The organism is Legionella parisiensis, from assembly GCF_001467945.1.
Taxonomy (GTDB): domain Bacteria; phylum Pseudomonadota; class Gammaproteobacteria; order Legionellales; family Legionellaceae; genus Legionella; species Legionella parisiensis.
In genome coordinates this window covers 89,212-103,457 of sequence record NZ_LNYQ01000012.1, presented here as the reverse complement: position 1 = coordinate 103,457, position 14,246 = coordinate 89,212, and the positions used below count along the sequence as shown (strand labels likewise).

Here is a 14,246-nt window from a genome sequence, read left to right as displayed (position 1 = left end):
TTACAATTTATTGGATAAGTTATGTTTCATGTCATAGTCCAAGTATTCTTTTTTATGATTTTTTTTCTGATTGCATTCCTTAGTGTGCTTCCTTGGAGATCTTTATTGCACATTGTTGATACGGGTCGCAATAATGAACAAGCGCTGGAGGGGTTAAGAGGATTGGCTGCTCTGGCTGTAGTAGCCTGTCATGTCAATCAATTTTTATTATCATACTTGCAAATTCCTGGCATTCCTCTTACAGGCAACCGAATAGGAGGGCTAGGTGTTCAAATATTTTTTTCTTTGACTGCTTATTTATTTACTAAAAAGGCGCTTCAAGGCGGAATTAACCCCACAGATTTTTATAAAAAGCGTATTCTTAGAATTGTTCCTCTTTATATCTTCTTGTCCCTATGCACTATCGTATTAAGTTTGAATTATATGGGAACCCCTGTATCTATCTGGGATACTCTTATACGATGTATTAATGTCCTAAGTTTCGGTTTCATTGGTCACAATACCGATTTATACTTACCTAATTATGATCTTCTCGTATTTCAAAAATATAACGCAATGGAATTAATTGGTATTGCATGGTCATTAAGCTATGAGTGGAGATTTTATTTAGTTTTACCTGTCTTATATTTTATATCTTTAGATTCGACAAATAAAAGAACTGCCATATTAATTATTGTAATTATTTTGGCAGTGCGTGATTTTTACATTTACAGTACTTCTAAAGTTGTTTGGCCTTTCTTTATTGGAGGTAGTATCGCTGCTTTAATCGTACATTATTTTCCTAATTTCTCCGTTAACGTCCGATTATCAAGATTTTTCTCTTGTCTTTCATTGCCGTTGTTAATAGGCTCAATTTTTACCCCGGAAGTTTATAATTACAAGCATTTTCTATTAACAAGTTCTCTCTTTATTTCTATTGTCTTAGGAAAGCCCAAACTACTACAATACAAGCCGTTGTTAGCTCTAGGACAAATTAGCTATAGTATTTATCTAATGCAATATTTAGTATTAAAACTGGTTAATAATGCAATGTATCCTAATATCTTATATTCTGCTCTTATGATTAAATTTTTAGTAAGTTTTCTAATGATAGGGCTTCTTATTCCTATCGCCTCATGTACGTATAAGTTTATTGAACTCCCTGGGATGCAGGGAACATTTTTTAAACAATTCAAATTTGCCTTAAAGAAAGTTAAAAAATCATACTCTATGCAAAGACAGTAGATTTATTGCGCAGAAAAATAAGGCGTATTTACCTTAAATGCACTTTTCTCAAAGTAGTAGCAAGCTGCAACAGCCCTTTTTCCCTTTTCCCTTAAATAGGTAAGATTTAAATAGATGGCTGTGGCTAAATTCTCATATTAGATTAATTATCGGTCATCTTTCTTAATAAGAGGTCACTTATTTTATCTTTTTCATTAAAAAAATTGTTCGGCAAGTGTCTAAAACGGGACATTCTTCCAAGATAAGGTAATAACGTGAAAAATATTTTTTGAATGAGTTAATCTCATATTCTACAAAAATGTCCTCTCTACTCGCTAAAAGACGATGAACTTGCGAATCCTCTTTAGGAACAAACTCAATAATTAAATACTCGCCTAACTTAGAAAAATACTCTGCAATACGCTCTAAAGGAACATTATTGGATATTGCCAGGTGATGTATAAGAGCTAATGCCATTACTAGATCAGCATTTGCTCTTTCCTGTAATCCACATCGCTCATTTTGTTCCCAGCCTAATGCAGGACTTGGATTAGTTAAATCTTGTAGGAGTGGTAAGATAAGTCCGCCTTTATCTTTTTTTACTTTTTGATAATTCGTTTCCACTGCCACAGGATCGATATCAAAGCATATAGCCTGTGCCCCAAGACTTGAGATGATTCGGCTGTAGTAACCATTATTACCGCCCATATCCCAAACCAATTTTGCCTGAGTTTCTGCAATAAAACGTTTGATAATCTCAGCCTTGTGTTTCGTTGCAGCATCAGAGTAATTCGTTTGATTATAGTAGTCCCCCCACTCTGTTTTAATAGGGGACCATTCTAATTTTTTTATTAATGAGTTCAGATTGTCCAATAATCCTAATAAACCGACTTTGGTTACTTTGCGTTTGTTAATTTTAACAGTATTGATATCGCCATATTTCTGCTGAAGTTTTGCATGCGCATGGATGTGAGCAAATATAGAGGGAGAAAATTTACTTTTAAAAGGCAACATCTGGCTAGCAAAGTCAAGCGGTATTCCATCAATATACTGTTTCATCGATATACCAAGACGAATATCGACTTTTGCCATGAGCAGCAAGGGAGCTAAAAAATGTTTACAAAATTGGTTGTAAGCGCTCCAGGGAGTTCCTTCCTCATAGAGTGTAAAAGAACCTGTATCAATGAAAATAGGCTTACCCTGATGAAACTGAATATTATAAGCGCTCGCATCTTTGAGAATCATCCCATGTTGAATGGCAATTTTTGCAATGGCAAGCGTCATCAAGGCTGCATCTTTAAACTGTGAAAAAGACCATTCATAACAATAAGAAACGAAGGCAATTTTTTCGGGTTTTAAAACAACTAATGCCTGATCATTTAATGCAAAATCAATTGAAACTTCGCAGTGGGGAATAAGATAGTTCAATGACTGAAGTTTATCGTAAAGTCCTGATTGCATTAATTGTTGGTAATCAGAGTACCCTGACTGATTAATTTGACGATAAATCTCATGGTTTATTTTATAAACTTGACTGCCAGGATCGCGGAACGATGATTTATGTGCATTTTTTTTATGAACCTGCTCACTGCAATTATTCACCATCATGTGCATCTTTAGCTTTTTCCCTTTTTGAAAATAACTTTGCTTTCAGCTTATGCCAATATGTTTTTAGTATAAAAATCCCTCCAGCAATTGCAGCGATGGTTGACTGGATAAATAAACTACCTGTCCCTGGATCTAAATATGCATAGGCATCAGTAAACCAGATGAAAAATGAGAATGCTAAAATCAATTGCATACTATGCACCTTTAATAAATCTTAATAAAATAACGCAATAGTAACATCAAACCTATTATAAATCTTTATTTTTATTTTGATGTTTACAGCATCACTCCTAATATTTAGACCATACGGTACGATTGATGTAATCGACATAGCTAAGTACAACCCTGACGACCTGCTTCGATACAGCTCCTCTATCCTGATAGTCAGAAACTATGGGTATTACGCGCTCTCTAGAAACATTTTGACTGGTGACGACACGCACTGCATCAATAACCTTGTCTTTTTTTAATCCACTCATAATCAATGTACCAACATCCATTCCTTCGGGTCGTTCATGGGCATAACGAATCATTACGGCGGGTAAATTCAATAGGGAGGATTCCTCAGTAATTGTGCCGCTATCTGAAAGGATACAAAAGGCATTCATTTGCAGCTTAATGTAATCAAGAAAGCCAAAGGGTTTAACAAAACGAATTAATTCATGGCTCTTATAGTCACTAAAAGCCTCCAAGCGTTTCTGTGTTCGTGGATGGGTGGAAACAATAATCGGATATTTATAGGTGTCAGCAAGTGCTCTTAGTGTTTCGAGTAGATCGTGTAAGTTTTCAGGAGTATCAACATTTTCTTCTCGATGTGCGCTCACAATAAAATACTTATTTTCTGTTAAACACTCTCGTTCCAAAACATCAGAAGCCATAATTTTGGGCTTGTAATGCTCTAATACTTCGTGCATATGCGAGCCTGTCTTAATTATGGTTTCTGGCCTGATGCCTTCGGAAATCAGATAACGACGGGCATGTTCGGTCAAGACCATATTGATATCACTTAAATGGTCAAGAACTTTTCGATTTAACTCCTCGGGAACTCGCTGATCAAAACAACGATTACCTGCTTCCATATGAAAGACGGGTATTTTCTTTCGTTTTGCGGCGATTACTGCCAAGCAGGTATTGGTGTCTCCATAAAACAATACAGCATCTGGATTTTCTGTTGTTAACACGTCATCTGCTTTAGATATTACATCAGCAATTGCTTTTGCTGCAGTTTCCCCAGTAACGCCGAGGAAATAATCTGGCTTACGTATTTCAAGATCATCAAAAAATATTTGATTTAATTCATAATCATAATTTTGGCCTGAGTGAACTAATATGTGATGAACTTGATTATCTAATTCTGCAATAACACGGCTCATTTTGATTAGTTCAGGTCTTGTTCCTACTATACTCATTACCTTTATCATTGGAGTTCATTCCTAACATAATCTAGCTGTAAAAGCAGTTTCTTTATTCCTTCCACATCCAGTCTCGCAGTATTATGAGAGGTGTAATCATCCGATTCAGAAATATGCTCTTCACCTTCAACAAAGTATTTTTTATAATTCAAATCACGATTATCAGCAGGGATGCGATAATAGCGTTGCAAATCTTCTGCTTTAGCCATTTCTTCTCGTGAAACTAATGATTCATAAAGTTTTTCACCATGGCGTGTACCAATAATCTTTATTGGTTTATCGTAATTAAATAATTCTTTTAAAGCCTGCGCGAGATCGCCGATTGTAGAAGCGGGCGACTTTTGTACGAAAATATCGCCTTGCTGGGCATATTGAAAGGCATACAATACTAAATCTACAGAGTCTTCGAGTGACATTAGAAAACGCGTCATATTCGCATCAGTTATGGTCAACGGCTCTCTGGATTTTATCTGATTAATAAAAAGGGGAATAACAGAGCCTCTGGAGGCCATGACATTGCCATAACGGGTAGCACAAATGAGTGGACCTGCCTCAGGTATCATTCGTGATTTCGCAATCATAATTTTTTCTGCAATTGCCTTAGACATCCCCATTGCATTAATTGGATATACTGCTTTATCTGTGCTCAAAACCACCACACGTTTTACGCCATTTGCAATCGCTGAATTTAGAACATTCTCAGTTCCAATGACATTCGTTTTAACCGCTTCCATGGGGTAAAATTCACAAGAAGGAACCTGTTTTAATGCCGCAGCATGAAATATATAATCTACCTCTGCTGTCGCATAGCGCAAACTTTCGTAATCACGTACATCACCAAGATAAAATTTGACTTTATCGTTTGCTAAAGCAATACGCATATCTTCTTGTTTTTTCTCATCACGGCTAAAAACGCGAATTTCTTTTACATTAGTATCCAGGAAACGTTTTAGCACGGTATGACCAAACGACCCCGTTCCTCCAGTAATCATTAATATTTTATTGTCAAACATGAGAATTGTTATCCAAATTTAATCGGTTAAAAGCCTTCATTTTCAAAATTAAATCCGGCCAAGAAGGAGGAGTATAGCCGCTCGCTTCTTTAAAGCGCGTTGAATCAAGTGAGCGATCAATACATAACTGATCATCAGGAATAATATCAATTACTTTTCCATAGGTCTCTGCTACCAATTTAAGTAAGGTAAATTTGTCAATTGGATCTGATGATACGTGGTATAAACCTGAAAGATTATCATTAGGAAGAACAAATTCGGCAATTACTCGAGCTAACTCGACTGTTGGTAAACCGGAATAAATAGCCTTTTTATATCCTTTTACACTTCCTTGTTGCGATAAAAACCAGTCAATTAATGCGTAATTACTATTTAACTCATGGCCAATTATTGATGTCCTAAGAGTTACAGCATTTGAAAAATCATTTAACTCGCCTATAAATTTAGATTTTCCATATAAATCTTCAGCATCGGACAAATCTGTTTCTTTGTACATCCCCTTTCGTCCAGAGAAAACACAATCCGTACTTACATGGATTAAACGCGCAGCGGATAAAGCACATAATTTAACAAGACGATGCGGGAATATCGCATTGATAGGCAGCGTTACTAAAGGATCCTTTGCAATGGCAAGTTGTTTAATCAAGCCAATGCAATTAATAACAATATCGGGATTAACTTTCGCAAATACATCCATCAATGCATCATTATTAAGTACATCCACATTAGTTATTATCTGATCGTGTAATACATTTTCAAAAAATCGTTTGTCTTGAGCATGACGCATTGTTGCGAATACCCGAAACTGTGGATTAGTACTTAAAAATCTAAAGACAGCATTTCCCAGCATTCCTGTACTGCCTAAAACTAAAATCTTTTTATTCATCATTTTGCCGACTTTATCCTCTCATTTAAAATCTCAATTAACTTATTTGCTTGAGTTGTCATGTTAAAGTTCTCGAGAAAATAAGCTCTACCTGATGCCCCCATTTTATTACGCTCTACAGAATCAAGCTTGTAGATCGTCCGAATACATTGAGCAAGTCCTTGGGTGTCTTCAGAAGGACAAGTCAAACCTGCTTCCGCTCTTTCAATTACACGCGCAGCTTCCCCATCCAGAGCAGCAATAATTGGCTTTCCTGCTGCCAGATAAGCCTGAATTTTACTTGGGATAGTATAAGAAAAGATTTCATCCTTTTTTAAACTTACAAGCAATGCTGCTGCGCGACTCAATATATGTGGCATTTCCAGGGCAGGAAATCTACCTGCTATTATAATGTTATCTAGCTTTTTTTCCTTTTTTTGCTGGCCAAGCCATTCGGACATACTGCCACTGCCCACAAAAACCAAACGAAAATCGGGTAAGTCCTGCAATTGCTCTGCTGCATCTACTAAAGTAGGCAGGGACTGAGCGATTCCCAAATTTCCTGCAAAAACCACACAAAATTTAGAGTCCAGTTCGTTCAACAGATTTTCTGGTATTTTAGGTACATCCGTTGTTGTACTATTGGATTCTTTATACGAGTTAGGATAATAAACTATTTTGTTTTCTTTTGCATAGCGTGAAATAGGTGCTTTGAATGCGTGCGACTGAGCTAAAATCGTATCGGAGCAACAATAAATTGCACGCACTAATTGACCAACCAGCCACAATAGAAATGGATTTCGAATAAAACCGGTTGCCTTTAAACTCTCGGGCCATAAATCTTGAATCCATACAGCAAGATGGCTCTTCAAACGCCATTTTAGGAAAATAGCGGGTATTATGGAGGTAATGGGGGATAAACCAAATGCGAATACAACATCGTATGATTCCCCTTTTATCGCAGAAGGAAAAAAACGCAATCCATTAATAACAAAAGATAGGTAATTTAATATAAGATTCTTTGCCCCGCCTTTACCGCGGCCTCGTAGAGGTGCTCTAAATACGGTGACACCAGGTATGAAACTTTCAGAAACAATTCCTTGTCTTGTATACCCAGCAAAGATTTCTCCATTAGGATAATTTGGTTTGCCCGTTAATACTTTTATTGTATGACCTTGCTGAGTTAAAGTTTGAACTAACTCATTGATAATAAATGTCTCAGGCCAAAAATATTGTGAAATTAATAATATCCTCATTAAATCACTTATCCAAATTTTAATAAAAAGAAGCCCAATAGAGCTTAATAAACCAGGCAACATACTAGAAATAAAACCAGCAAAAAACAAGCCCTAACGATTAAAATAGAAACAGATACCGCAGCATTATCTTTGGGCTAATAATAATCAATGACACATAACGCTATTTTTAATTTTCTGTGCATAGTGAGTCCAACCCCTCGCTCATTTGCTTATGCGTTGTTTTGTAACGCTTTTCTCATCGCGTAATTCACTAAAGCAATGTTAAGGGAAATACAGACTTGAACTATGGAGTTACTCAGTATACCCTATCCCACTATTTTCCAGGTGAAGAGATTTTATACATATGGACCGCTTAAAAGGACGCACCCAGTTTTACCTTTTTTTTCGTTCTTTTCTTGAAAGAGTTTTATCCTTGTGCATCTTAATTCTATTAAGTCCCGTATTTTTCGTTATTTCTCTTATCATTTTAATTACCATGGGACGTCCTGTTTTTTTTATACAAGAGCGAATGGGGCGAGGTAATCAGGCCTTTAGAATGTATAAATTTAGAACCATGCGTAATGACAATCAAAAGCTAGTTTATGCCTCAGAAAATGACCCCAGAGTAACTAAGTTCGGCCAAATTATTCGCAAACGTCGGCTTGATGAGTTGCCACAGTTTTTAAATATATTAATAGGAAATATGAGTTTAATAGGTCCTAGACCTGAACCGATGCAGCTTGCTGAAAAATATACAGAAACTATAGCAGATTATAAGGTAAGACACCTCGTAAAACCGGGAATCACTGGTTATGCCCAAGTTAAAATGGGGTATGCGGATTCTGAAGATACTACAAAAATTAAAGTATCTTACGATCTAGAGTACGTGAAAAATTTATCGTTTTTATTGGATATTCAAATCATTATAAAAACCATAAGGGTTATATTTACTGGTTTCGGAGCAAGATAATGAAAACAATCCTTATTGGACGAGGTAATCTTTCAAATGCGTTACTAAAAAAGTTTGGTAAAACTCAGTGTGTAGCGCTTTCTTCGGCTGACATAGTAGCCACCCCGTTATCATTAATTGATCTGATTAATAGTACAGAACGTTGTAACGTCATTTTAAATTGTTTTCAAAAATCAACGGAACTTTTCAAGGTAAACTCTGAAACAATAGTAAAGAATTCGATTGCAAATCTTGCAGTTATTTTGGATATCCTTGGTGCCAATGCAACAAAAATCAACAAAATAATTTATACAAGCAGTAGTTCTGTCTATGGCGCTAATTCAAATGAAAATTGCCTTGAAACAATGCCCGCATCGCCTATGAACATTCATGGTGCTTTAAAATTTGCTTGCGAACAGTTAATTTCATTTTATTGTAACAAGCATAAAATTGAATATACCCTTGCGCGAATTTTCAATTTATACGGTGGGCAAGAAGACAAATTTTCAATGATTTATCGCTTAATCGATGCCCACTTTTCAGAAAAAAGAATCACATTATTTAATAAAGGACAAGCCATACGCGATTATATTCATGTAGATGATATCGTTTGGGCTTATGAACGATTATTAACTGTAACGGGTATTCCTATCTTAAATATTGCCAGTGGCCAAGGTGTTTCAACAAGTACACTCCTTACGACGTTACAAAGCAAAGGCATTTCTTTGGACGTGGATTATGCAGATAATATCAACGAAATACGTGTTTCTATAGCGAATGTTAAATTAGCGGAAAAATGTCTTGGGCAACATCATTACATCTCGGCTTGTTCATATCTGGAACAGCAACTATTAAGTAAGGTTAGCTCATGCTAAAAAATAAGTTTCTTTTTAATTTTTCGGTCTCTTATGTTGGTGGAGGGGTAAACAGGCTTGTTGCTTATGCAAAGTGGTTTAACGACAATGGGGGCGCATACTTTATCATTCATCCATTCTGCCAGTATTTGCTAAAACAATTTCCTAATAATCAGTACATCATTGTAAAACAATCCAAATTGCGAAGGTTGTTCAATGATTGTTTTTATTTAAAAGATTTTCAAAAAGAAATAGGGACGCCAGAATTTTATTATTCGTATGGTATTCCAATATATTATAAGTTCGGAAAAATAAATTGGTTTCATCTAAGTAATATTTTACCCATGTGCACGCGTAATATTCCATTATCATTGTTTGACAAGTTGAAATTTACCTGTCTCGGTTCAAGGATTAAAAAAAATTTCGAAAATGCGGATGTCATTTCTGCAGAATCAAATTTTTCTTTAAGCTTTATTGATGATAAATATTCATCAAAAAAGGTTTTGTCAATGAATGGGAGTGATCAAGAGTTATTATTTTTAAATTTAAAAGAACAACCGAAAGAAAGAGATAACATTGCGACGGTTATAGGAACCTATCGCTATAAAGCGGTAGAAGATTCATTCCATGTATATGAAAGCCTTAGAAAAAACAACCCTGAATTGAAATTGATAATTATTGGTGATGAAAAGTCTATTCCTGCTAGCCTGAAAACGAATAAGAATATTATCATCAAGGGCTTTGTACCAAGAGAAGAGGTACTCAATAGCCTTTTGAAGACAAAATATTACATTTCAACTACCCACATTGAGAACTCTTCTAACGGCGTATCAGAAGGTGTCTTTCTTGCCGATGAATCATATATATCAGATATAGGCCCGCATAGAGAATTATTAAAAGGAATGAGTTTTGAGACACTGTCTGTTGAAAATTTGCCCCGAACGATGCTCCATATTAAAAAAGATAACATTTCTACTCGCCATTTAAAAACGTGGGATGAGGTTATTGAAGAGATGTTATTGTGGAGAAAAAATCTGGATAATTCCCTCGGAAACAGTTGTGTTTAAAAGTAGGATTTCCTTATATAAGGAAACAGGAGATTCTGCATGATAGATTCCAAGAGATCGTAACATGAAAGGTAAGTTAGTTCAGACATCAATTTTATCGGGGACTTCTACATTAATTAAAGTTCTCATTGGTGTTCTATCCTTAAAACTAGTGGCTCTTTATACTGGTCCAAAAGGGGTTGGTGTATTGGGGCAGTTTATGGCTATTGCTAATGTTATCTCAGTAGTTGCTGGAGGAGGCGTTACATTAGGAGTCATTAAATATGTTGCGGAATATACTAATTTACCAGAAAAGTTGTATTCTTTTTTATCTACAGCGTTTTGTTATACACTCCTTTGTTCCTGTCTGGTAATCGGGCTCACCCTTATTTTTAGTACTTCGTTTGCTCATATGTTTTTGGGGGCAACTGATTATCTCTATTTGCTGCAATGGCTATTGGCAGCACAAGCATTTACTGCAATGTATCTGCTCATAACGTCAATTATTAATGGGTTAGGCAAAATAAAATTATTGGTTTGTGTTAATGTTTTAAGCAGTATTGTGAGTTTGATTTTAATTGCTTTCTTTACAAACCATTATAAGTTAAAAGGGGCACTGGGGGCGTTTGTTTTATCTCAGGGAATCACTTTTTTTATTGCCTATGGGTTTGTTTATCGTGAAAAATGGTTTCGCTCTTTATTTTCATTTCGAATTGAAAAAGAGCAGCTGCTTAAATTATTGCACTATTCGTTGATGACCATTATAAGTACACTCACTGTTCCATTATCCCAAGTATTTGTTCGAAATGATATTCATACATTATATGGATGGGATGCCGTTGGCATGTGGCAATCCGTGCTCAGGTTATCTGATGCTTATTTATTGTTTGTTACAACGATACTTACTACTTATTATTTACCCAAATTATCTCAACTAGAAGACAACACCTCTTTAAAAGAGGAAATGAGGCGAGTGCAAAAGATATTGTTTTCCTTAATTGCACTCATGCTGTTTGTTATTTATATTTCACGCAAAATAATTCTCTTAATATTTTATGACGATACATTTATGGCTGCTGAGAGTTTATTTTTGTATCAATTGATTGGTGATTTTTTTAAAATTGCAGGGTGGACCTATACGTACTTGCTTCTTGCAAAATCAAAAACTAAAGAGTACATTGTCGGTGAATGTATGATTGGGTTAATATTTGTACTTCTTGGTCATATATTTTTAAGGAAGTTTGGAGTGGTGGGAGTGACATACGCTTTTGCCCTGACCTATTTTATTTATTGGTTGTTTATGATGAGTATTTCTTTGTTTTATTTTAAGGGTAGGGAGAAGTCATGGGTGATAATGCAGAGCCGTTAGTTTCGATAGTTATACCTGCATACAATGCTCTTCCCTATCTTGAAGAGGCAATAGAAAGTGTTTTAGCTCAAGATTACCCTAATATAGAACTGATTGTATTAGATGATGGGTCTACAGATGGAACAACTGATTATTTAAAAAAATATCAAGGCCGTTTTTTTTATGAAACCCATGAGAATATGGGGCAGGCTCGAACCTTGAATAAAGGATGGGCAATGAGTAAAGGTTCCATTATTGGGTATTTGAGTGCAGATGATACACTCGCTGCGAACGCGGTAAGTCTCTCAGTGCTTGAGTTCAAGAAAAATTCAAACATTGTACTAACCTACGGTGATAATCTTTTAATTGATAATCAATCCAAGCTTATAAGAAAACTTACGACACCTGATTACGATTACTATCAAATGCTTATTCGCGGCGGAACACCAATCGCCGTAGGATCTTTTTTTCTGAAATCGGCGTTTAATAAAATGGGTGGTTGGGATAGTAATTACTCTTTGATTGGTGATTTTGAATATCATACAAGGTTAGCAAAGCTAGGACCTTTTATAAGGTTGCCCGTAGTTCTTGGATCCCATCGAGTACATGAGCAATCAGCAAGTTTTGCAAATACGTCGCTGGAGCGTGCGAATGAGTTTGTAAAATTAATGTCAGCTATTTTAAATGGTACTACTGATACTAGATTGCTGGAATTGGCCCCATTAATTCTAAGCCAAGCGTATTTAATTTCTGGAAGAACACACTGGCGATCAGGGCGATATAAATTGGGAGTAAAATATTTTTTTAAAGCGATGAAACTGGCGCCCCAGAAACTTACAAAAATAAACACATACCATATCATTTTTAATGCACTTTTTAATAAAAGTTTGCATCGATGCGTTAGGGTATTAAGAAATATATTTGATCAAGGCATAAGGAAATTGCTGTTAGCAAAAAAATTGAAAACTGAGGAATAGATAGCACAACGGTATAGATAACGTACATGGATAGCCTGAAGAGATGCAAGCACGGTGTGGCAGGAAGAAAATCGCTTGAGTTTGCAGAGCCACTATAAAATTATTAAAGGACTATTTCCTAGTTTCACTGACGCACACTTCACGAGGTGAGATGGAGAAAAAAATGCAAAGCAAATTGATATCAATGAAGTATTCAATTATTTTAATAATGGGTTTGTTTTTTTTCTCTTTATTTGGCGTTGCCCATTATAAAGGCTCAGACTTCTATTATTTCATGTTTGACGTAATATGGTTAACAGTATTAATTTCAAGTTTATCCTTGGCGCAAAGCTATATATCTTTCTACTTTAAAATCATGCTATTTTTGGGCGTTTGGCTGAAATTAATGTTTTATTTAGTATTGGGAGTGGAATTTGTAGAACCTACTGGTTATTGGAACGATGTTCACACTTTGGGATTTTATTGGGATAGGGCTTTAATGGTTGCAAGTTATGCCGCTTTAGGTATTTTAGCAGCCGATGTTTTATTTTATCTCTGTCGTCGTTTTTCTTACAGCAATAAGGGTGTTTCATCATTAAAAAGCCAGATGGAAGTGCCCAAGTGGTATCTGAAGAATCCCAAAAGAATTTGGCTTTTATTACTCCTTGTTAGTTTAGGAATAAGCTGTATTAATTTTAAAACCCATTTTTATATGATAGGTCTTTCACCTGCAGTTATTTTTCCTTACCATATTAATTTTCTGTTATCGTGGGTCTGGATATTTTTCTTACCCTTATTGATAGCCTATTTAATGGGTTTGGATGCTTTAACGCAGGATTATAAAAATTGGCATTACGCAATAATTATTGCATGTTTGATCTCAGTAGCCACTTTAAGCCGATCTATTTTAATCATGTGGATAATTCCTTGCTTTTTTATTTTATTCAAAGAGAGTTTTTATTCTTTAGTCACTCAATATAAAAAATTAGTAATCACTTATGTTGTTCTCGCAATTATCTCATTAGGTGCTGTGAGTATGTTGCGAAGTTATTATTTCTATAGCCACAATAGTTCGCACAAGACTACATTCACTGATAAAAAGTCGAGAAAGTCGGAGAGAAATAAAAAATCTGATCAGTTAACGCTGAAAAAGTTAATAGTACATAATAAATCAAATCTGAAATTCCAGTTGCAACAACTGAAGTCATTACCTATTAGTCGATGGATAGGTATTGAAGGAATTTTGGCTACAACTGCTTATCCACATGTTGGATGGGATTTGTTTAAAATGGCCATTTTTCAAAAGCCGACGCAAAAAGTCAGTCTTTATTCCAAAATATCCCAGAGCTATATGGACATCAAGGCTGGAACAAAGTTTTCTTCTTTGCCGGGTTTAATAGGTCTTTTAAATTATTCTGATAACTATCTGATAGTATGTTTTGGTACTTTTCTTATTTGTTTACTGATGTATTTTATACAGTTTTTCTATTATCAATCCGGGTTAAATATTTATTTCTTATCACAGCAAGGCTTTTTGCTGGCATTCTTTCTAACCGAATTAAATGTTCCATATTTAGGTGTAATTAACTTCTCTGAATTCATTTTAGCTTCATTACTGTTATTACTCATTCATAAGTGGAATGTTCTGTTTCCAGTCGCCACTGCGATGCGGCAAGGGAGGCTAAAAATTGAGGCACAAAACAGTTACTGAGAGTTATTCGTTCTGCTTCATTAATATAGATTTGTATTTTTTC

The 14,246-nt window shown here is 35.4% G+C and carries 13 protein-coding genes; 7 read left to right on the top strand and 6 right to left on the bottom strand.

Annotated features, from left to right (window positions below):
- The first annotated feature begins 21 nt into the window (after positions 1–21).
- Entirely contained in the window at positions 22–1,224 is a 1,203-nt protein-coding gene (locus Lpar_RS03145; protein ID WP_058516544.1) for an acyltransferase family protein, read from the top strand.
- A gap of 177 nt (positions 1,225–1,401) precedes the next feature.
- Here the strand turns inward: Lpar_RS03145 and Lpar_RS03140 are convergent, their stop codons facing one another.
- From Lpar_RS03140 to Lpar_RS03115, 6 genes are all read right to left on the bottom strand, one after another.
- On the bottom strand, positions 1,402–2,811 hold the full coding sequence (locus Lpar_RS03140) for a class I SAM-dependent methyltransferase (protein ID WP_237759336.1): 1,410 nt from the start codon (positions 2,809–2,811) through the stop codon (positions 1,402–1,404).
- Positions 2,798–3,004: a hypothetical protein gene (locus Lpar_RS03135; protein ID WP_019232847.1), complete on the bottom strand. Its 207-nt coding sequence runs from the start codon at positions 3,002–3,004 to the stop codon at positions 2,798–2,800. Before Lpar_RS03135 ends, Lpar_RS03140 begins: the two co-directional genes overlap by 14 nt.
- 97 nt (positions 3,005–3,101) lie before the next feature.
- Positions 3,102–4,232 carry a non-hydrolyzing UDP-N-acetylglucosamine 2-epimerase gene (gene wecB / locus Lpar_RS03130; protein WP_058516542.1) on the bottom strand — a complete coding sequence of 377 codons (1,131 nt, stop codon included), beginning with the start codon at positions 4,230–4,232 and terminating at the stop codon, positions 3,102–3,104.
- Entirely contained in the window at positions 4,229–5,236 is a 1,008-nt protein-coding gene (locus Lpar_RS03125) for a polysaccharide biosynthesis protein (RefSeq protein WP_058516541.1), read from the bottom strand. The genes wecB and Lpar_RS03125 overlap by 4 nt, the downstream gene beginning before the upstream one ends.
- Positions 5,229–6,125, bottom strand: a complete 897-nt coding sequence (locus tag Lpar_RS03120; protein ID WP_237759335.1) for a dTDP-4-dehydrorhamnose reductase family protein — start codon at positions 6,123–6,125, stop codon at positions 5,229–5,231. The genes Lpar_RS03125 and Lpar_RS03120 overlap by 8 nt, the downstream gene beginning before the upstream one ends.
- On the bottom strand, positions 6,122–7,357 hold the full coding sequence (locus Lpar_RS03115) for a glycosyltransferase family 4 protein (RefSeq protein ID WP_058517056.1): 1,236 nt from the start codon (positions 7,355–7,357) through the stop codon (positions 6,122–6,124). The genes Lpar_RS03120 and Lpar_RS03115 overlap by 4 nt, the downstream gene beginning before the upstream one ends.
- A 346-nt stretch (positions 7,358–7,703) precedes the next feature.
- Here Lpar_RS03115 and Lpar_RS03110 point away from each other — a divergent pair, with 346 nt between their 5' ends.
- The 6 genes from Lpar_RS03110 to Lpar_RS03085 all read left to right on the top strand — a co-directional run bounded on the left by Lpar_RS03110 (position 7,704) and on the right by Lpar_RS03085 (position 14,203).
- Positions 7,704–8,309, top strand: a complete 606-nt coding sequence (locus Lpar_RS03110; protein WP_058516539.1) for a sugar transferase — start codon at positions 7,704–7,706, stop codon at positions 8,307–8,309.
- Complete coding sequence (locus Lpar_RS03105; protein ID WP_058516538.1) at positions 8,309–9,163, top strand: NAD-dependent epimerase/dehydratase family protein; 855 nt, start codon at positions 8,309–8,311, stop codon at positions 9,161–9,163. Before Lpar_RS03110 ends, Lpar_RS03105 begins: the two co-directional genes overlap by 1 nt.
- Positions 9,157–10,209, top strand: a complete 1,053-nt coding sequence (locus Lpar_RS03100; protein WP_058516537.1) for a glycosyltransferase — start codon at positions 9,157–9,159, stop codon at positions 10,207–10,209. The genes Lpar_RS03105 and Lpar_RS03100 overlap by 7 nt, the downstream gene beginning before the upstream one ends.
- Positions 10,210–10,273: 64 nt before the next feature.
- Positions 10,274–11,557 carry an O-antigen translocase gene (locus Lpar_RS03095; RefSeq protein ID WP_058516536.1) on the top strand — a complete coding sequence of 428 codons (1,284 nt, stop codon included), beginning with the start codon at positions 10,274–10,276 and terminating at the stop codon, positions 11,555–11,557.
- Positions 11,533–12,513: a glycosyltransferase gene (locus Lpar_RS03090; protein ID WP_065236060.1), complete on the top strand. Its 981-nt coding sequence runs from the start codon at positions 11,533–11,535 to the stop codon at positions 12,511–12,513. The genes Lpar_RS03095 and Lpar_RS03090 overlap by 25 nt, the downstream gene beginning before the upstream one ends.
- A gap of 163 nt (positions 12,514–12,676) precedes the next feature.
- Entirely contained in the window at positions 12,677–14,203 is a 1,527-nt protein-coding gene (locus Lpar_RS03085; protein WP_058516535.1) for a hypothetical protein, read from the top strand.
- Positions 14,204–14,246 lie beyond the last annotated feature (43 nt).

What these genes read in the sequence shown, in the direction of transcription:
- Lpar_RS03145 (WP_058516544.1), top strand. Translation starts at nt 22, where the DNA reads ATGTTTCATGTCATAGTCCAAGTATTCTTTTTTATGATTTTTTTTCTG.
- Lpar_RS03140 (WP_237759336.1), bottom strand. Translation starts at nt 2,811, where the DNA reads ATGATGGTGAATAATTGCAGTGAGCAGGTTCATAAAAAAAATGCACAT.
- Lpar_RS03135 (WP_019232847.1), bottom strand. Translation starts at nt 3,004, where the DNA reads ATGCAATTGATTTTAGCATTCTCATTTTTCATCTGGTTTACTGATGCC.
- wecB (WP_058516542.1), bottom strand. Translation starts at nt 4,232, where the DNA reads ATGATAAAGGTAATGAGTATAGTAGGAACAAGACCTGAACTAATCAAA.
- Lpar_RS03125 (WP_058516541.1), bottom strand. Translation starts at nt 5,236, where the DNA reads ATGTTTGACAATAAAATATTAATGATTACTGGAGGAACGGGGTCGTTT.
- Lpar_RS03120 (WP_237759335.1), bottom strand. Translation starts at nt 6,125, where the DNA reads ATGATGAATAAAAAGATTTTAGTTTTAGGCAGTACAGGAATGCTGGGA.
- Lpar_RS03115 (WP_058517056.1), bottom strand. Translation starts at nt 7,357, where the DNA reads ATGAGGATATTATTAATTTCACAATATTTTTGGCCTGAGACATTTATT.
- Lpar_RS03110 (WP_058516539.1), top strand. Translation starts at nt 7,704, where the DNA reads ATGGACCGCTTAAAAGGACGCACCCAGTTTTACCTTTTTTTTCGTTCT.
- Lpar_RS03105 (WP_058516538.1), top strand. Translation starts at nt 8,309, where the DNA reads ATGAAAACAATCCTTATTGGACGAGGTAATCTTTCAAATGCGTTACTA.
- Lpar_RS03100 (WP_058516537.1), top strand. Translation starts at nt 9,157, where the DNA reads ATGCTAAAAAATAAGTTTCTTTTTAATTTTTCGGTCTCTTATGTTGGT.
- Lpar_RS03095 (WP_058516536.1), top strand. Translation starts at nt 10,274, where the DNA reads ATGAAAGGTAAGTTAGTTCAGACATCAATTTTATCGGGGACTTCTACA.
- Lpar_RS03090 (WP_065236060.1), top strand. Translation starts at nt 11,533, where the DNA reads ATGGGTGATAATGCAGAGCCGTTAGTTTCGATAGTTATACCTGCATAC.
- Lpar_RS03085 (WP_058516535.1), top strand. Translation starts at nt 12,677, where the DNA reads ATGCAAAGCAAATTGATATCAATGAAGTATTCAATTATTTTAATAATG.